Annotated in this window: 11 protein-coding genes; 4 read left to right on the forward strand and 7 right to left on the reverse strand. The window is 47.9% G+C overall.

What is annotated here, in order from left to right; all coding sequences use genetic code 11:
- Nucleotides 1-11: 11 nt before the first annotated feature.
- From CLV42_RS26130 to CLV42_RS26150, 5 genes are all read right to left on the reverse strand, one after another.
- Nucleotides 12-1,457, reverse strand: a complete 1,446-nt coding sequence (locus CLV42_RS26130) for a tagaturonate reductase (RefSeq protein ID WP_106604884.1) — start codon at nucleotides 1,455-1,457, stop codon at nucleotides 12-14.
- A 14-nt stretch (nucleotides 1,458-1,471) separates the two neighbouring features.
- A complete protein-coding gene (locus tag CLV42_RS26135) occupies nucleotides 1,472-3,364 on the reverse strand; it encodes a DUF4350 domain-containing protein (protein WP_106604885.1) in 1,893 nt (630 codons plus the stop codon).
- Nucleotides 3,365-3,454: 90 nt separating this feature from the next.
- The gene (locus tag CLV42_RS26140) at nucleotides 3,455-5,650 is read right to left on the reverse strand and encodes a glycosyl hydrolase family 28 protein (RefSeq protein ID WP_106604886.1); all 2,196 of its coding nucleotides are present in this window, start codon (nucleotides 5,648-5,650) and stop codon (nucleotides 3,455-3,457) included.
- A 19-nt stretch (nucleotides 5,651-5,669) separates the two neighbouring features.
- Complete coding sequence (locus tag CLV42_RS26145) at nucleotides 5,670-7,319, reverse strand: RagB/SusD family nutrient uptake outer membrane protein (RefSeq protein ID WP_106604887.1); 1,650 nt, start codon at nucleotides 7,317-7,319, stop codon at nucleotides 5,670-5,672.
- A 24-nt stretch (nucleotides 7,320-7,343) separates the two neighbouring features.
- Nucleotides 7,344-10,304: a SusC/RagA family TonB-linked outer membrane protein gene (locus CLV42_RS26150; protein ID WP_106604888.1), complete on the reverse strand. Its 2,961-nt coding sequence runs from the start codon at nucleotides 10,302-10,304 to the stop codon at nucleotides 7,344-7,346.
- Nucleotides 10,305-10,660: 356 nt separating this feature from the next.
- On the opposite strand from CLV42_RS26150, the gene CLV42_RS26155 reads away from it, so the two are divergent.
- Nucleotides 10,661-11,683 (forward strand): LacI family DNA-binding transcriptional regulator, encoded by a 1,023-nt coding sequence (locus tag CLV42_RS26155; protein ID WP_089838684.1) that lies wholly within the window; start codon nucleotides 10,661-10,663, stop codon nucleotides 11,681-11,683.
- Nucleotides 11,684-11,692: 9 nt separating this feature from the next.
- Here the strand turns inward: CLV42_RS26155 and gap are convergent, their stop codons facing one another.
- Together gap and CLV42_RS26165 are read right to left on the reverse strand one after the other, a co-directional pair.
- Entirely contained in the window at nucleotides 11,693-12,694 is a 1,002-nt protein-coding gene (gene gap / locus CLV42_RS26160; RefSeq protein WP_106604889.1) for a type I glyceraldehyde-3-phosphate dehydrogenase, read from the reverse strand.
- A 20-nt stretch (nucleotides 12,695-12,714) separates the two neighbouring features.
- Entirely contained in the window at nucleotides 12,715-13,719 is a 1,005-nt protein-coding gene (locus CLV42_RS26165) for a GlxA family transcriptional regulator (RefSeq protein ID WP_106604890.1), read from the reverse strand.
- Between the two features lie 185 nt (nucleotides 13,720-13,904).
- Here CLV42_RS26165 and CLV42_RS26170 point away from each other — a divergent pair, with 185 nt between their 5' ends.
- The 3 genes from CLV42_RS26170 (at nucleotide 13,905) to CLV42_RS26180 (ending at nucleotide 19,353) form a co-directional block, all read left to right on the forward strand.
- Nucleotides 13,905-14,489 carry an RNA polymerase sigma factor gene (locus CLV42_RS26170; RefSeq protein WP_170117653.1) on the forward strand — a complete coding sequence of 195 codons (585 nt, stop codon included), beginning with the start codon at nucleotides 13,905-13,907 and terminating at the stop codon, nucleotides 14,487-14,489.
- 117 nt (nucleotides 14,490-14,606) lie between these two features.
- The gene (locus CLV42_RS26175) at nucleotides 14,607-15,788 is read left to right on the forward strand and encodes a FecR family protein (RefSeq protein ID WP_106604892.1); all 1,182 of its coding nucleotides are present in this window, start codon (nucleotides 14,607-14,609) and stop codon (nucleotides 15,786-15,788) included.
- Nucleotides 15,789-16,053: 265 nt separating this feature from the next.
- Nucleotides 16,054-19,353: a SusC/RagA family TonB-linked outer membrane protein gene (locus tag CLV42_RS26180; RefSeq protein WP_170117654.1), complete on the forward strand. Its 3,300-nt coding sequence runs from the start codon at nucleotides 16,054-16,056 to the stop codon at nucleotides 19,351-19,353.
- The last annotated feature ends 1 nt before the right edge of the window (nucleotide 19,354 follow it).

Here is a 19,354-nt window from a genome sequence, read left to right on the forward strand (position 1 = left end):
CTGTTTTTATTTTAAGCAATGGTTGTTTCTTCGGATACTCTCCTGATCAATGAAATAGCGCCCTCCGTCAGCAATGCACCTAACATCACTGTTACGGCATGTGCAAAACCTGTAAATGCTGTGAGGTCGGTTCCCCATAGCCAGGTGTCCTTCAATACTGTTTGTACGAGCACTACCGGCTCCAGCCTTTGCCATTTCTCTTTGAAATAAGCTGCATGATCGTCTGTTACATTGCCATCCCGCATGAACAGCAGGTAAGCGGCAAAGCCAAGCGCCATCAGTGCAGGTACTTCTTCAAAGCGCTGGTAATGGTGTTGTAATACTGGTATCACCCGCATCTTCATCTTGGATGTATATTGCATGGTGATGCTTAACCAGCGGTGTTCTATGTAAGGATTCCTGAATCGGTCCAGTACACTTCCGGCGAAGCGCAATGCAGCGTCTTCACGAATCGTCATATCGGTAATAGCCGGCACTATTTCATGTTTCATCAGCGCGGATATACAGCTTTCCATGGCCGGATCTTCCATCGCATCTTTCACTGTCTCAAAGCCAGCCAAAGCTGCCAGTCCGCAAGTTAGCGTATGTGTTCCATTCAGCAACCGTAACTTCAGTTCACGGAACACATTGATATCTGCCGCTAACACAACACCGTTGTCTGTCTGATAGAAAGACAGTTTCTTTTTGACTGTTTCATTGTCTGTCTCTATCGCCCATAATGCATAAGGCTCAGACATGATCATCAGTTTATCTTCATAGCCCAGTTGCTCCTCAACTGCAGTATGCGCTGCCTGCGGCAAAGCACCTGGTACGATACGGTCTACCAGGGAATTACAGATATGATTGGCGGTGGTTAACCATTGAATGAAGGGCTCATCCAGCTGATTACGCTTCGCCAGTTCCAGTAGTATATTTTTTAGTTTGGTGCCATTATCAGGAATCAGCTCCGTAGGGATGATCACCATCCCTTTATCCGGATCTCCTTTGAAATGCTGATAACGGCGCAGGAGGAATGCCAGCAGTTTACCCGGGAAAGAGGCAGGCGGAGCCGCATGTACATTATCATCCGATAAAGTAATACCTACTTCCGTGGTATTGGAAATCACTATTTCCATGTCGGGAGAAGTAGCGCAGGTCAGTATCTCTTCCCATTCCGCAGCGGCAGATAATACCCTGCCGATAGCAGCATTAACAATATATTCCTCTACCCTCCTACCCTGCATGATACCCTGTATGCAATGTGTGTACAGGTTGTTCTGTTGCTGGTAAGCATCCGTATTACCTTTGTCGGTCGACTTGATCATCACAATACGGCCATTAAAAATGCCTGCTTTATTAGCCTTATCAATGAAATAATCCGGCAGGCCCCGTAACAGTACCCCGGTACCGAATTGCAGCACCTTTTCGGGCACCCCCCGACGTTCTTCGTCGCTCAATAACTGTTTGTTCAATTGCATATGCCTCGTTTACATTATTTATGCGCTACCTGTCTGAACAGCCATTCAGTTAGATCAACAGCTGCCTGGTAGTTTTCAAAAGATGCCGGTAAGCGGCGTCCGTCAAGATATTCGTTATAGAACCATGGATCACCTACAGCGAATACCGTTCCTTTACCCACTTTAGATACGGCCATTACAACATCCCCCTTATCGGTATACACCGCTCTTGCAGGTTGCGCGGTAGTAATAGTAGAGATCTCCTTGATATAGACTTTTTTGATATGCGGGAATACTTCATTGCCTGCCGGCAGCAACAAAGCTCCCTGTTCAAACTGTTTGCCCTCCACATGATTACGGCTGTCTTCTTTGAACGTGATACCGAAACGGCTGGTCAGTTTATTGAATGTTTTTATCTCAGAATTACCAGCGTCATTCTGCAGTACAACCAATACACCACCTTTCTTTACCCAGTTGTAGATCTCTGCGGCATGGGCATCCGTCATATAATTCGGCTGCGCAGTTTCTTTTTCTGTATCCGGATCAACGATGAGGAAGATATTTGTCTTCGCAAGGCTGGCAGCCGTAGGTGCGGCAGACAATGTCTGTAATGTAGCTCCTCTGTTACGGAAAATATGGCCCCAGAGCGAATACCCTCCGTTATCCATTTCATTCCATATGTAATGCCAGGACTCGGGCTGTCCCGCGGCCCCCTTTCTGAATTCATTGTTGAAGTAATTGTCGATAGTCACTGTCATCCCCTTCCCTGTTTTGGGAATAGCAGCCTGCTCCATTTCATTTGAGGCCAGCATATACGCCCCTACTCCTTTGGGATCATTCACCACTACCTTCTCACTGAGATAATAAGCATAGCTGCCATCACGATAAGGATCACCACCCAGTCCGGCTACACTCACCGTACCTTCCAGGTTCACACCACCTTCAGGAGCAGGTCTTACAAACTGTTTTGTCAGCCCTTTATACCCTTTATCGGCTACAGCGCTATAGCTGGCGGGAAGATATCCCAGGCGTACGCCTTTGGCCAATGTATATACAAACATGCAGGAACCAGAGGCTTCCAGGTAATTGCCCTTTTCCTTTCCTTTATCCAGCACCTGCCACCAGCATCCGCTGGCAGGGTCCTGGTATTTCTTAATGGCAACGGCCAGTCTGTTCAGGATCTGTATCAGGCTGTCCCTGCCGGGATGTGCCTGCGGAAAATACTCCAGTACATCTACCAATGCCATTCCATACCAACCCATGGCACGGCCCCAGAAATTCGGGGAACGACCGGTAGTCTTATCAGCCCATTTTTGTTCACGCGATTCATCATACCCATGATACAGCAATCCAGTTTTGGTATCGCGGGAATGCTCTTCCATCAGCACAAACTGACGTGTAATATCTTTGAAAGCTGCTTCATCATGAAAGAGCGCTGCATACTCTGCATAGAAAGGTTCTCCCATGTATAAGCCATCCAGCCACATCTGGTAGGGATAACGTTTCTTGTGCCAGAAGCCACCTTCATTTGTACGCGGATGTTTATCCAGCTGGGCTTTCAGTTTGTCGGCCGCCAGTTTATATTTTTCATCATTGGTTACTTTGTATAGTAACAATAAAGAACGGCCATTTTTGATATTGTCGATGTTGTAATCTTCAGCCTTATAAGTATGGATAGTACCATCCTTTTCGAGATAATGGTCAATGCCGGTCTGTATGAAACGGAAGTATTTTCCGTCTCCTGTATTCTTCCATAATCCTGTAAAGCCTTCCAATACCACACCCTGGTCATATGTCCAGTGTGCGGGCCTTCCTGCAAGTTGTAACGAATCTCCCCATATCCGGATCATCGTTTCGGCCATCTTTGCAGATTGCGCAAACCCGAATGCAGGCAGCAGGAGGAAAAGGATGTTCAATAGTTTTTTCATACCGTGTGCGTTTTCTTAGATCAGACATTAAGCACCAGGAGATAAATGCGGCTTTCACATTTATTCCTGGTGCTTTGGTGTCTGAGCAGTTTATCGTTTTGTAATATCAAGTTTCACCTGTTTGCTGTCCTGCACATTCAACTTGCCATCATCTTTGGTAACAAGGGTAACATTGGTCAGACTGATATTACTGCCCGCAATACAGTCGCCCGCAGTCTTCGCCTTAATCGTGATATCCTTCAGATGGATGTCGGTGATCGGCATCTCCGGTAGTCCGCGGATAAAGATCGCTTTCTCCGCGCCATGACACACCACATTGCTGATATGAAAATCCCTGAACTGTGGAGTCGCTTCTGTTACCGGGAACAGCTGCACCTTAGGTGCTTCACGCTTTTCGCCGGATAGCGGCACAGGGTCTTTCGCCATGTAGTACATATCGAACAGGATAGCCTCTGCAGGAATATCTTTCATGCTGATATTATTCACGTAGATCTTCTCTACTATACCACCACGGCCACGGGTAGTTTTAAAACGCAGCCCGATATCTGTGCCCAGGAAAGAGCAATTGGATACATACAGGTTGCGTGCACCGCCCGACATTTCACTGCCTATCACAAAACCACCATGTGCATGATATACGGTACAGTTACTCACGATCGCGTCTTCTGTAGCCACACCTCTCTTACGGCCCTGTTCATCTCTGCCGGATTTGATACAGATACCATCATCGCCTACATCAAAAGTGCAACCTTCTATGCGGGAATAACGGCAGGACTCAAGATCCAGTCCGTCGCCATTCTGTGCATACCAGGGATTCTTCGCATATACGTTACGCAAAGTGATATGCTCCGTCAGCAACGGATGAATACACCAGGCGGGTGAGTTCTGGAAAGTCACGCCTTCCAGCAGCACATATTTACAGAAGGTGATACTGATCATATTGGGACGAAGGAAATCCTTGATGTCATCATAGTCAGCGGCAGTCTTGCCCGGCTCTATTACACCAGCCAGTTTGGTATGAGAACCTTTCAATGATTTTGCAGAGGGGTACCAGGTCTTTTTATCTTCTCCTTCTATACCACCGGAAGCCAGTAGTTTTGTCCACTGTGACTCCGTCAGCTTATCCTTCTTCACAATACGCCAGGCATCTCCACCGCCGTCCAGGATACCATTGCCGGTGATGGCAATATTCTCCGCATTTACAGCAGATACCGGCGCCTGGCAGCGGATGGCCTTTAAACCTTCATAGGTGGTTTCAACCAAAGGATACTGGTCAAAGTCTGTGGTGAACTGTAAAATGGCATTAGGCGCCAGGTACAGGTTCACATTACTCTTCAGCACAATCGGCCCTGTCAGCCACAGTCCGGAAGGTACCATCACCACACCGCCGCCTTTACTGTTACAGGCAGTGATCGCCTCGTTGATGCTTTTACTGTTCAATGAAATGCCATCTGCCTTTGCGCCGAAAGCAGTGATATTGAAGGTATCCCTTCTGAAATGCGGTTCATAGATCTCCGGCAGGTCAAAACGGTACTTCCCTTCAAACTCCGTCTGTGCCAGGTATTTTTCCAGTCCGATGTGTTTATCCCGGATCTCCCGGGCTACGAGCCCTGCTACCAGGGTGGCGCCGTAGGTATTGAAATGTGTATTGTCGGTCACGCCGTTGGGCAATGTGGTATAATGTCCTGCTGGTGTAGTCTTAAACAGCTTCTCGGAACCCTGTACGCCATGCTGTAAGAGCAGGGCTTCACTGCTCTTGTGCAGGTCGACCAGCGGCACCTTCTGGCTGGCGGCCACTTCCCTTACCACACGGGGATACTCCCCATGCTGGTCCACAAAAGCGCCTTTATCATCAAACTTCCGGCGTTGTACCGGGGTGAGGAGGATAGGATTTGCCCCTTTCTCACGGGCTTCTTTTACAAAGCGGAGCAGGTTATCCTTGTATTCGCCATCAGGAGCCGCATAACGGTTCGGATCATCCTTTTTGGCGTCATTATGTCCAAACTGGATAATAAGCCAGTCTCCGGGTTTTAATTGCGCTAAAACACTATCCCAGCGATGCTCATTAATGAAGCTTTTGGTACTGCGCCCGTTCACGGCATAATTCTTTACGGTCACACCCTTCTGCAAAAAGAGCGGGAACAGCTGTCCCCATCCTCTTTCGGGATTATCTTCCAATGGTTTGTTGGCCATGGTAGAATCTCCGATCATAAACACGCGCGGCGGATCGTCTGTCGCTATCCAACTGACCAACGGAAAAAGCAGCGCCAATAGATACAACTTCATGAGCTTTCGGTTTATAGTATTACTGATAGTTCGGGTTCTGAGTGAACTCACTCTTGTTCGTCACCGCATCGATCTGGTCCTGCGGGATAGGACGAACAATATGGTATGACTGAAAATTCTTGGCCGCGTCCGGATTGTGTGCGGAGATCTGGGCGCCCATTTTACCGGTACGTTTCAGATCAAACCAGCGCAGCTGTTCGCCTGCCAGTTCGCGGGCCCTTTCTGCCAGGATGAAATCAATGCTCATATCTGCATCAGTTACCTGCATTTCTGCTTCGTGACCGGGGATAATAGAACGTTTGCGTAGGGTCGTAATGTATTCTGCCGCTTTACCTTTATTACCAAGGTTGATCTGGGCTTCGGCTGCGATCAGGTACATCTCACCCAGACGGATGATATAGGCATCACGGGCGCTCTGTTCTTCATCCTTGCTGCCACGGGTCGGATCATCAAACTTCTTCAGGGAGATATAATGGGTACGGTCAGAGCCTCCTTCACCAGAAAGATAAGAAGTATTCCTGTCATACACACGATATGGTTTACCGGCAGTGTCCGCAGGAGAAACAATGTACTTAGTGCATACTACCGCAGTATCTCCCAGTTTCATACCTCTGCGTCCTGTGGCCGGATTATTACAGAACCATACAGTTTTGAAGGTAGCATCAAACCGTGCATCGGCCTTTTCATTAAAGAGTTGCAACAGGTACAATGTAGGCATATACCTGTTGAACGGACGACCATTCGCAATATCACGCTGCATACCAGGCAGGTCATCATATTTCATCGTAAACATCAGGTGGCCATTGTTAGCGCCACGGGAATGCCCGTTAGGATATAAAGTAGCGTCCAGCCTGTCGTTAAACACCAGGTTCTTCATATAATTAACGGCCCATACGATCTCTTTGTTTTGCAGATTGTCCATCCGCCAGAGGTCAGCGTATTTGGTCTGCAGTGCAAATCCGAAGTTATTGATCACGGAGTCTGCCAGCGCCGCAGCTTTATCATTCTGACCACGGGTGAGGTACATCCGTGCGAGGAACGCCATGGCTACTGGTTTGGTAGCACGGCCATAGTCGGCGGTAGTGCGCGGCAGATTAGCAGCTGCCATTTCCAGGTCGCGGAAGATCTGCGCGTAAAAAGTATCTACAGGGGTACGGTTGGCGGTTGTCTGCACTCCGTTTGTTTCCGTCAGCGTATAGTGAACGCCGCCCCATGTTTCCACAATATGCCAGTAATAGAAGGCGCGCAGGAAACGCAGTTCCGCCTCACGGATCACTTTCCTATCTGCTGTCAATCCAGCCTTGTCGACCCTGGCTATTCCGGTATTACAGAGGTTAATGGCTGAATACAGCTGTCTCCACAATCCGCCCATCACGCTATTGCTTGCCTGGAGGTTGATGTATTGTGTGAGATCAGGGTATTTGTCGCCGGTACCACTGGTCCATAAGTCTGTGCCCATTTCAGAAATGCTATAGCCCTCTTCTTTTCCGTACCACCAGCGGTTATAGGAATAAGCAGCATTTACCAGTGTTTCGAAGCCATCAGGTGTACTGAACACCTGGTCGACGGTAAGCCCGGAAGGATTGTACTCTTCCAGTTGTTTGTTGCAGGCAGCCAGCAGACCAGCACCCAGCAATGTGATAATGAACAGATTTATATAACGTTTCATGGTTTGTCAGGATTAATTGATTGATCAGAATTCTACGTTCAGGCCAGCCACATACATCTTTGTCAACGGATTACTCAGGTCACCTCCCCGCTCAGGGTCATAGTCTTTCACTTTACTGAAGGTGAACAGGTTCTTACCCGTTACATAAACGCGCAGATTACTCATATGCATGGTCTTTAACGCGCCGGCCGGCAGTGTATAACCCAGTGAGATGTTGCGGATCTTCACGAAAGAACCATCCTTATATCCCAGTGTTTTGATATAAGGCGTACCATCTTTTGATACACTTGCATTCGGACGGGGATAGGCATTCGTTTCGTGCTCCGGTGTCCAGTAATCCAGTGGCGCACTATTTTCTAATCCCTGCGGATCATATTTGGCAGCATATTCTGAGTTGATCCATTGTCCGATACGTGCAAACACATACACGTTCAGATCGAAATTCTTAAAGCGGACATCGTTATTAAAACCACCGCTCCAGGTAGGCACTTGTTTGCCCACTACGATACGGTCGCTGGAATTCAGTACCCCGTTATTATCCTGGTCACGTACTTTGATATCGCCTGGTTTGTTTTTGTATTTGGCAGCTGCATCTGCTTCCTTAGTCTGCCAGATACCGATCTTCTCATAATCGAAGAACACTTTTACTGGCTGACCAATGAACCAGCTGTTGGCTACATCATTGGTGTTGGCATCAGCCAATGCCACGATCTCTTCCTTGTTCTTTGAGAAAGTGATATTGGATGTCCAGCTGAATCCATTCACTCTTACATTGACGGTGTTGATACCGAGTTCAATACCTCTGTTCCTCGTTTTACCGATGTTCTGGATCACGGTGCTAACGCCCGAAGAACTAGGCAATGTTCGCTGCAGCAGCAGGTCTTTGGTATGTGTATCATAGTAGTCGATGGTGGCATTGATTCTGCCGTTCAGGAAACCCATATCCAGTCCGACGTCGGTAGTGGATGACAGTTCCCATTTCAGGAATTTATTACCAACCTGGCTGCCGATAGCATATCCCATGGCAGAGTTGGTATCATCATATGAGAAGGGAATTTTGCTTAGATAACTGGCCGTTGCATAAGGCGGTACGGCATCATTACCGGCAATACCATAGCTGGCACGCAGTTTCAGATCGCTGAAGATATGCTGGTCACGCATAAAGGATTCGTCAGACACACGCCATGCTCCTGCAACAGATGGGAAGAAGGCCCATTTATTACCAGGCGCCAGTTTGGAAGATCCATCGGAACGTCCTGTTAATGACAGGAGATATTTTCCCTTATAGCTATAGTTAATACGTCCTGTAAAGGAGATCAGTTTATTGGCCATATAGCTGGAACGGATCGCAATACCGCTCACGCTATTCTGCAAAGCATAGTATAGTTGTGAAGGGAGTAGTTGTCCTTCACCCTGCAGGAAGCTGGAGTCACGCTGATCGGAGAGTAAGCTGGCTACACCGGTTACGCCGAATGAATGGTCTCCGATGGAGTGCTGATAGTTCAACACGTTCTCCCAGCTGAGAAAACGTCTGCTGCCATTATTGAGTTGTGACCGGGAAGCCGAGGCGGTAGCACGGTCGATCGTATTTTTAGCCGCATAGATACCCGTACGTGAGTTATCCAGTGTAACACCGAAGTTGGAACGTAATGACAGGCCTTTTAAAGGAGTCAGCTCGACATAAGTGTTCACGAACGTACGGGTTATTCTGCCGTTGTTCTGATAGGCATTGGGTTGTTCATCCGCCAGGGGACTGATCATTGTGCCACCATTAGGGAATATGACCAGGTTACCATTCTGATCATAAGGAACGCCAAGCGGTATGATCTTGTTACCCTGGTTCAGGGGATCACGGCGGCTATCCTGGTTGTAATAAGTGATCTGACTTTGCATACCCACTTTTAGGTAATCATTTACAACCTGATCGAGGTTCAGACGGGCGGAGTATCTTTTCAGGTGATCCAGTTTGAAGAGTCCTTTTTCATCGAAGTAATCCAGCGAGAGATACACCTTCGTTTTATCAGATCCACCGGATACACCTACCTGGTAATCCTGTTGCAGGCCATCATGGATCAGGAGGTCTGCATAGCTTGTCCAGAGGTTGTTCTGGATAGCATTCACTTCTGATGCGTTAAAGATCAGCGGATCATCTGCTTCACTTTTCCAGCGACCAGTAGTGCGGTTGGCTTCACGTTTCAGCGCAACATACTGCGGACCGGTAGACAACGCAGGATAACCTGCTACCTGCGAGGTGCCGACATAAGTGTTTACGGTAACACGTGGTTTACCACTGGCGCCTCTTTTAGTCGTCACAATGATAACACCGTTGGCGCCTCTGGAACCATAAATAGCGGTAGAGGAAGCATCTTTCAATACCTCCATAGACTGGATATCGTTCGGGTTAATATCCTGGATGTTTTCATACTGCACACCGTCTACAATGTAAAGAGGTCCGTTATCTGCACGGATAGAGCGGTTACCTCTGACGGTCACATTGACCTTCGCACCGGAAGCGCCACTGCTTTTGGTAATATCCACACCCGGCAGTTTACCCTGTACAGATTCCATCACATTGGTGGAAGGGATCTTCTTCAGCTCTTCCCCCTTCACTGAAGTAATAGCACCGGTGAGATCACGTTTCTTTACTTCACCATAACCTACTACCACCACTTCGTCGAGTTGTTTATTATCTTTTTCCAGCTTCACAATGATGTTACTGCTACCATTAATGTTTTGTGTCAGGGGCTGATATCCCAGATAACTGATTACCAATACACCTGTTCTGGCATCGGGAACGGTAAGGGAAAATGCGCCGGTGGCATCTGTCTGAGCACCTGTTGTGGTGCCTTTAAGTTGTATGTTCACCATTACGAGCGGCTCGCCTGTTGCTGCGTCGGAGACACGCCCTTTTATAACCTGACTCTGCGCAAATGCCATCCCGGCACTGCCTAGCAAGAGCCAGTACATCAATAACAGTTTTTTCATAACGTAGTGTTGTATATGTCTTTCTAAATTTGGGTCTTGTTAATCCGCAACGGAAATAGTTTTACTACAGTGGCAATACAAAGCAGTACTGGTTTGTATCAGATCCTTCTACTGATATCCCCGAAACAATTCTACAGCTATATTCATTAATTCGGAAAGGTTTGCAGGTATTTATTTACGCAAACGTTTGCGGAATGCATGTATTGTGATAGCTGCTGCCCGTAAACAGTGGAAAAACAGGTTAACCCGGCTGCTAAATGTCAGCGCTTTATTCATCTGTGAGGCGTTTTTCATACGTGTTAGAACGACACCAATATAGTATAAAATAAATTATAAGTATATTTACTCATTGCGTTATGAAATTCGAAGCTGCCACTATAAAAGATATCGCCATTGCGCTGGGGTTGTCCACCTCTACCGTGTCCCGTGCCCTGCGCGACAGTCATGAGATCAGTATTGCTACCAAGCAGCTGGTCCTCGAATATGCCACCAGGATCAACTATCATCCTAACCCGATCGCGCTGAGCCTGAAGGAAAAACGAAGCCGCTCTATAGGCGTCATTGTTGCGGAGATTGCCAATAGTTTCTTCTCACAGGCCATCAATGGTATAGAGTCTGTCGCGAAAGACAAAGGGTATAATGTAATGATCTCCCAGACGCATGAGTCGTTCGATAAGGAAGTGATGACACTGCAATACCTGGCGTCCCGCTCCATCGACGGACTGCTCATCTCTGTGTCCAGTGGTACGGAGAACCTGGACCATCTGAAGGCGTTACACGAAAGGGGTTTTCCTATCGTATTCTTTGACCGCATTGTGGAAGAGATACAGACCCATAAAGTGATGGTAGATAATTTCAGGGGCGCTTACGATGCTACACTCCACCTGATCAATAAAGGGTACAAACATATTGCGGTGATTGCAGGTCCGGAGAACCTTTCTATCAGCCGCGAACGTATTGCAGGATACAGGGAAGCGCTGGCGCATACCCGGGTAAAACCAGGTAAGGCGCTGATCAAATACAGTCGTTACGCCGGACTGCAACTGCAGGAAGTAGAACAGGCCGTGAGCCAGCTATTGAAACTGCGCCCACGGCCTGATGCTATTTTTACGGCGTCAGATAAGCTGACCACCAATTGTATGCGTGTATTGAAAAGTAAGGGTATCCGTATTCCTCAGGATATCGCCCTTGTTGGCTTCTCTAATTCAGATCTGATAGAACTGCTGCACCCACCGCTGACCGTAGTCAGACAACCGGCCTTCGAAATGGGGCAGATCGCTACCCAGCTCTTACTGCAACTGATAGAGAGTAAAAAGCCCGTTAAGGAATTCGAGAGAAAGATCCTGAACACCAACCTTATTATACAGGCTTCATCCTGATGCGGATTATCATGCAGGTACCTGCTGCTTAGCCAGTTCCACAGTCAGTTCAGCGATCCTGTTGGAGATGCCTACTTCATTGTCGTACCAGGCCACTACTTTCACCAGATTGCCTATCGCACGTGTCAGGGTGCCATCTACGATGGAAGAATGTGTATTGCCCAGGATATCTGCAGACACCAGGGGCTCTTCTGTATATTCCAGCACTCCTTTCAATGAAGTATCCGCATAATGTTTGAACAGCTGGTTGATCTCTGCTGCAGAAGCAGGTTTCACCAGGTTCAGCGACATATCTGCAATAGAACCATCAATCACTGGCACCCTGTAAGAGAAACCATCCATTTTACCTTTCAGTGCAGGCAATACATCACCGATCGCTTTTGCGGCGCCGGTAGTGGTAGGAATGATAGACTGCGTAGCAGCGCGCGCCCTTCTGTAATCTTTATGCGGACCATCCTGCAGCATCTGGTCCATCGTAAATGCGTGCACAGTGCTCATAAACCCGGATGCAATACCATATTCCTTATCCAACAGGTATAATACCGGTGCGATACTGTTGGTGGTACAGGAAGCAGTAGAAAGGATCGCATCTTCCACACTGATCTGGTCATTATTGACACCTGCTACGATAGTCTTCACACCACCAGTGGCTGGTGCTGTGATCAATACTTTTTGTGCACCCGCAGTAATATGTTGCTGCGCCAGTTCCCGCTGTGTAAAACGGCCGGTGGATTCAATCACCACATCTACTCCCAGCTGGCCCCAGGGCAGTTTCTCCGGCGACCGTTCATTCAGCAGCAGGATGTTCTTACCGTTCACAATAAGATGTTTATCATCATGTGTCACTGTTCCCGGGAATTTCCCGTGAGAAGTATCATATTTCAACAGGTGCGCGAGCAGCCCGATATCTGTCAGGTCATTCACTGCTACTACTTCCACTCCTTTTTTGTCCTGTAGTGCTCTCAGCGTCATTCTTCCTATACGTCCAAATCCATTAATAGCTACTTTCATCGTTATATAATTTTGGGTGATTAATTAAGCGTTTGTAATGCTGTTCTGAAGGAACGGCGGTAATCTGAAGGCGATACCATCATATGGCGCATAAAGGTGCGCCGCATAGATACAAGTCCTCCCAGGCCGCATTTCTCTGCAATCTGTTCCATACTCAGATCACTGTCTTCCAGGTATTTCCTGGCAATTTCTATGCGCAGTTTCTCTACAAATTTTGCCGGCGTCATTCCTGTTTCTTTCATGAATACACGGTTGAAATTCCGCAGGCTCATGTTACTATGTTCAGCAAGATGCTCTACGCGAAGGTCATCCTGTAAATGACGGATCATCCAGGGATGTAGCTTTCCTGCAATGGAATTCTCCATTGTGTGCACATCTAATAAAGAACTGAACTGTGACTGATAACCCGTACGTTTCAGGTACAAGACGAGCTTGCGTGCCGCCTGCAGGGCCAGGTCCCTCCCATAATCTTCCTCTAACAATGCCAGCGAAAGATCTATACCGGAAGCGACACCGCCTGAAGTATACACATTGCCGTCACGCGTATAAAAAGGATTCGTATCTACTTTAATACCCGGATACCTGCGCTGAAAGTCCTGGCTGAACTGCCAGTGAGTCGTAGCATGTTTACCTTCCAGTATACCTGCTTCCGCCAGTGCATAGGTGCCCACGCATACCGAACAGATGCGCCGTACCTTCGGATAGGTATCATGCAGCCACCCGATAAATGCACCACTGGTTTCCAGCATGGCCATCGGAAAACCAGCAACGATCAGCGTGTCAATAGGTTTGTCTATCGCATCTACCCTCGTCTCGCAGCTCAGCTCCAGGCGGCTTTTTGTCGTGATCTTTTTTGTAGTGAGTGGAGAAGCCAGCAGTACCTGATACCCTTCTCCCGGTAATGCCCCTCTTTCATTCAGAATTTGGTCTGCCGCCGTGAATACGTCCACTGGTCCGGCGATGTCCAGCAAAAAAGTACCCGGCATAGGCACAATCACAATGAGTTTCTTTGTTTTAACTGCCATAAGATTGCTTGAACGTTACAAATGTAGTGTACTCAGAAGATGGCACAAATGCCATATTTTATACAATTTATGCCATTTAATGGTGATATCCCTCCTGGTATAAAATACCGCCCGGTTTACAGGAATAGGATAAAAGAGCCTGTAAAGTTTCTTATCTTTAGCGCTTCAGCTAGTCAATTACATACTTGGATATTACGGAATTACATAATGAACGTGAACTATTGGGACAGGTCGCGGCAGGTGATGAATCTGCATTCCGTACTATTCTCCGCTTCTATCATCCCAGGGTCTTCTCCCATGCCCTGACCTTCACCAAATCCTACCCCGAGGCGGAAGAGATCACACAGGATATCTTTATGAGAATATGGCAGCAAAGGGAAAAGCTGCCTGAAATTGAAAACTTCCGGAACTTCCTGTACATCCTCGGCCGTAACCAGATCATTTCCGCCATGCGTAAACAGGTCATGAAAACGGACCCGGCTACGGAAGACCCCATGGAAGATATACTGATTCCAGACCGGCAATACCAGTATAAGGAAACCTATGCATTGATCCTGAAGGCGGTAGATAAACTCCCTCCGCGACAAAAGGAGGTATTCACGATGAGCAGACTGGAACATCTCAGCCATGAACAGATAGCCGAAAAACTAAATATCTCAAAAGCAGCGGTCAACTGGCATATTGTGCAGGCGCTGAATACCCTGAGGAGCTATCTCGCCAATTACCCCGAAGTGCTTATTCTCCTGATAGCTATCGCTCCAATGTATTAATAAAATAAAAATCTAAAATTATTTTAGGGTTGACCTATTATTCACCTTTTCCTATTGCGTCTTTATAAGGGCAAGGGGCAATTATTTATTCAGCATTACCATACAGGCCGACAGCTCATGGATCAAAACGTTTTTACTTCATTACTTGACAAGTATATCGACGGCAGCATCAGCACAGCCGAAAAAGTGCAATTTGCTCATCTGATGGAGCTGCCGGAAAACCGGGAGTTGCTGGAGCATGCTTTGCAGGATGCGATGCTGACTGACAAATACCTTTTTCCCCTACCGGCATCAGAAACCAACCGTTTTATAGAACAGTTTACAACACAGGTCCATGAGCTGCCACCTGCACCTGTTAGGCCTATATACACATACCGGCGCTGGGCTGCCGCTGCAGCCGTTCTCTTATTACTGGGAACAGGCGCCTACTTCTGGTACAGCCGTATGCCAGCTTCCCGTCCCATAGCCTCCAATGCACAAGTAAGACCACTGCACGATGCCACGCCGGGTGTAACAGGCGCGGTACTTACCCTGGATGATGGCAGACAGGTAGAACTGGACAGCACCGGCAACGGCGTCATCGCCAACCAGAATGGCACAAAAGTGCTGCTCAGAAAGGGGCAGCTGGATTATGAATCAGGCAGTGGTTCAACCGGCATCTCCTACAATACCATGACCACTCCCCGTGGCCGCCAGTTTAAACTGGTACTGCCGGATGGCACCAAAGTATGGCTCAATGCCGCATCTTCCCTGAAATACCCAACCGCCTTTACCGGCAATGAAAGAAAAGTGGAGATCACCGGGGAAGCATACCTGGAAGTAGCACAACATGCAGACAAACCCTTTATCCTGACCGCAGCCAATAATGTGACCATAAAAGTATTAGGTACCAGCTTCAATGTGAATGCCTATGCCGACGAGAACGCCGTGCATACCACGCTGGTAACCGGTAGTGTGCAGGTAGCCGCTGTAAACGGCGATGCCGTTACCCTGCAACCAGGCAAAGAGGCACGCCTGCAGAAGAAAACAGGAAAATTCAGTGTACTGGCAGCCGACGAAGAACAGGTACTGGCATGGAAAAACGGCTATTTCTATTTCGATAGGGCCGATATACAAACCATCATGCGGCAGATAGCACGCTGGTATGATGTGGAAGTAGAATACAAAGAAATACCAGATAAAAAATTCAGTGGTACCATACCGAGAAATGTCAATGCTTCACAGGTATTTAAAATACTGGAGCTTACCGGCAACGTACATTTTACCATAGACGGCAATAAAGTAATCGTAAGATCATAAACCAACCATACCACCAAATCAGCCACCACAACAATTGTATTTGTTCACATTTTAAACAGCATTTTATAGAAAACTACAAAACACAATTCTGAAAATGTCTTCCCATTAAAAAAGTAAACCGGCGATGCGCTAACATCCCGGTTCATGGGTGACGAATGTAACGTTGGATCACAATTTCTTCAACCAAAACAAATTTATGTATTTCACTGCTTTGTGCAAAAACAAAGAGCGTGGCTTTGCTTTGCCAACCAAAATCTGGATGATCATGAAGTTGTCCTTTGTACTTATGCTGGCTTGTACGCTGCACGTCTGTGCAGCAGTAAATGCGCAGACTGTAACATTACACGGAAAAAACATCAGCCTGGAAAAAGCTTTTTCCGACATCCGTAAACAGACAGGGATTAACTTCTTCTATACAGCGGAAGACCTGGACCGTGCCGGAAAAGTAGATGCTGATATCAATAACCTCCAGCTCAAAGAGGCCCTTTCCGTTCTTTTAAGGGATAAGGCGCTTTCCTTTTCTATTGTGGATGGTGTTGTCATTATTAAGAAAAAAGAGGCTGTAAAAGCCCCGGAAACGGCTTTACCGCCGGGAGACATCACTGGTAAGGTGACCAATGAAAAAGGGGAACCCATTCCGGGGGCTACTGTCATGGTGCTGGGCACTAAAAACGGTACGCTGACCAACTCCTCCGGCGTATTTACCCTCCGCACCGGCAGCCAGGATGTGACCCTGATGGTCACGGCCATTGGTTTCAAACGCCAGTCCGTGAAGGTGAAGAATGATAATTCCTTGCAGATCGTCCTGGAACAGGAAGCTACCAAACTGGATGACGTCGTGATCTCCACAGGTTTATTCAACCGCCGTAAAGAGAGCTTTACCGGTGCTGTGGCTACCTTTTCCGCTGAACAGCTGAAAACTGTCTCCAATCAGAATGTACTGAAATCACTCGCTATACTCGATCCCTCCTTCCAGATCGTGGAAAATCTGAATGCCGGCTCCAATCCCAACCAACTGCCGGATATACAGATGAGAGGCCAGACTGGCTTCCCCGACCTGAAGGGCGACTACACTACCAATCCTAACCTGCCTCTCTTCATCCTGGACGGTTTTCAGACCACCCTGGAGAAAGTGAATGACCTGAACATGAACCTGGTGCAGAGCATTACCCTCCTGAAGGACGCTTCTGCAAAAGCTATCTATGGTTCCAAAGCAGGTAACGGCGTGGTGGTCATAGAAACCAAACCGCCTACCGCCGGTAAACTGAGGGTATCTTACAATGGTAGCATGGACATCACGGCTCCTGACCTCAGCAGTTATAAACTGACCAATTCCATGCAGAAGGTAGAAGCGGAAGTGCTGTCTGGCAAATACAGCTCTACCAATCCTGCTACCCAGGCTGACCTGTTGCGCGACTACAGCAACAACCTACATGCTGCACTGGAGGGGGTAAATACCTACTGGCTGTCACAGCCACTTCGGAACGGCATCGGCCAGCGCCATGCAGTTACCCTGGATGGCGGCGATGATGCGCTCCGGTATTCAGTAAGCCTTAACTACAACAATGTAGCGGGTGTAATGAAAGGTTCCGACAGGAATACTATTTCCGGTATTATCAACCTCATCTACCGGAAGAAAAATTTCCAGTTCAGGAACAATCTGACCATCGACCGTAACCGCTCTGACAATTCTCCCTATGGCAGCTTTACCAGAGTAGCGATGCTGAACCCTTACTGGAGAATAACAGACGATAACGGCAACTATATCAAAACATACAATAATGGCGCGGCAGGTAATCCCCTGTACGACGCTACCCTGAATTCAAAGGATTTCACTACCTATACCAACATCATCGAGAATTTCTACACCGACTGGGATGTGGCTCGTAACCTGCGACTCACCGCCCGTGTAGGGATACAGGCACAGAAGAATGACCTGGAGCAGTTCACTCCGGCCAACCATTCTTCCTATACCAATGTACTACCCGGTACCGATGCTTATCTCGACCGTGGGGAATATAGCATCCGTAACGGAAAAACGAATAGCCTGAATGCCGACCTGTTGGCCAACTACTCCTTCCGCCTGAACAAACATCATTTCTTCCTGAACGGTGCTTATTCCGTTACACAGGACGTTGCCACCGCCAATGGCATGACAATGGTAGGTTTTCCAAACGACAAGATAGACGATATCTCTTTCGGCTACCGTTATAAGCCCGGTACGAAAGCATTGGGAACTGAAAATACCAGTCGCTCGATAGCACTTACTTCCGCATTGAACTATTCCTACGACGACCGCCTGCTGCTGGACCTCTCCTATCGCGGGAACGCCAGCTCACAGTTCGGCGCTGACAGTCGCTGGGGTCTCTTCTGGTCGGCCGGTGCCGGCTGGAACCTGCACAGGGAAAGATTCATGCAGTCGTTCCGTTTTATCAACGTGCTGAAACTACGCGGTAGTGTTGGTACAACCGGTACGCAGAATTTCAACTCCTACCAGTCGCTCGCCACCTACAATTACATCACCGATAGGACTTACAATGGAGATATGGGCCTTGACCTGGCTGCACTCCCCAATCCCCACCTGCAATGGCAGCAGGTACAGGATAACAACATCGGTGCAGACATCACCCTGTTCAACAGGCTTAGCCTGCGCTTCGATTACTATATCCGGGATACAAAGAACCTGTTGAGTGACATGATCGTTGCTCCTTCTGCCGGTTTCGATACCTATAAAGAGAACATCGGCGAATCCCGCAACAAAGGCTATCAGCTGGGCGCCAGCTTCCGGGTATATACCCACAGCGAAACACGTACTTCTGTAAATGTCTTCGCTAACCTGGCACAGAATACCAACCGTATACGCAAGGTATCCAACTCACTCGTACAGTTGAATAAAGAGGCAGACGACGAGAAAGGAAACACAACCACCGGCAACAACGACAGCCGTAAACCTGCTACCCGCTTCGAACCGGGTCAGTCTATGACCGCCATCTGGGTAGTGCCCTCACTGGGTATTGATCCTGCCAATGGCAAGGAGATCTTCATGAAGAAAGACGGTTCACTGACGTATGTATGGTCTGCCGCAGATTATATAGTGGGCGGTGACAGCAATCCGGAATACCAGGGTTCCTTTGGCGCGAATGTGCAGCATAAGGGCTTGTCAGCCAACTTCGCATTCACCTTCAGGGCCGGCGGACAACAATACAATACCACACTGGTAAACAGAGTGGAAAATGCCGACTTCAATTACAATGTAGACATACGCGCACTGGAACAACGCTGGAAACAGCCGGGCGACAGAACGCTGTTCAAAGATATTGCCGACAAAACAGATACAAGGCCCAGCTCCCGTTTTGTGCAGAATCTGCATGAACTGCTGTTCTCTTCCATAAGCCTGGGATATGATTTCAGCCATGCCAACTGGCTCAGGGCTGCCAACATCAACCGTGTATACCTGGCTTTGAATATGAACGACCTGGCCCGTATCAGTTCCGTAAAAACAGAAAGAGGGCTGGACTATCCTTTCGCAAGGACCATCTCTACTTCTTTACAGATCACCTTTTAAC

It is taken from the genome of Chitinophaga ginsengisoli, from assembly GCF_003014595.1.
GTDB lineage: Bacteria > Bacteroidota > Bacteroidia > Chitinophagales > Chitinophagaceae > Chitinophaga > Chitinophaga ginsengisoli.

What these genes read in the sequence shown, in the direction of transcription:
- CLV42_RS26130 (WP_106604884.1), bottom strand. Translation starts at nt 1,457, where the DNA reads ATGCAATTGAACAAACAGTTATTGAGCGACGAAGAACGTCGGGGGGTG.
- CLV42_RS26135 (WP_106604885.1), bottom strand. Translation starts at nt 3,364, where the DNA reads ATGAAAAAACTATTGAACATCCTTTTCCTCCTGCTGCCTGCATTCGGG.
- CLV42_RS26140 (WP_106604886.1), bottom strand. Translation starts at nt 5,650, where the DNA reads ATGAAGTTGTATCTATTGGCGCTGCTTTTTCCGTTGGTCAGTTGGATA.
- CLV42_RS26145 (WP_106604887.1), bottom strand. Translation starts at nt 7,319, where the DNA reads ATGAAACGTTATATAAATCTGTTCATTATCACATTGCTGGGTGCTGGT.
- CLV42_RS26150 (WP_106604888.1), bottom strand. Translation starts at nt 10,304, where the DNA reads ATGAAAAAACTGTTATTGATGTACTGGCTCTTGCTAGGCAGTGCCGGG.
- CLV42_RS26155 (WP_089838684.1), top strand. Translation starts at nt 10,661, where the DNA reads ATGAAATTCGAAGCTGCCACTATAAAAGATATCGCCATTGCGCTGGGG.
- gap (WP_106604889.1), bottom strand. Translation starts at nt 12,694, where the DNA reads ATGAAAGTAGCTATTAATGGATTTGGACGTATAGGAAGAATGACGCTG.
- CLV42_RS26165 (WP_106604890.1), bottom strand. Translation starts at nt 13,719, where the DNA reads ATGGCAGTTAAAACAAAGAAACTCATTGTGATTGTGCCTATGCCGGGT.
- CLV42_RS26175 (WP_106604892.1), top strand. Translation starts at nt 14,607, where the DNA reads ATGGATCAAAACGTTTTTACTTCATTACTTGACAAGTATATCGACGGC.
- CLV42_RS26180 (WP_170117654.1), top strand. Translation starts at nt 16,054, where the DNA reads ATGAAGTTGTCCTTTGTACTTATGCTGGCTTGTACGCTGCACGTCTGT.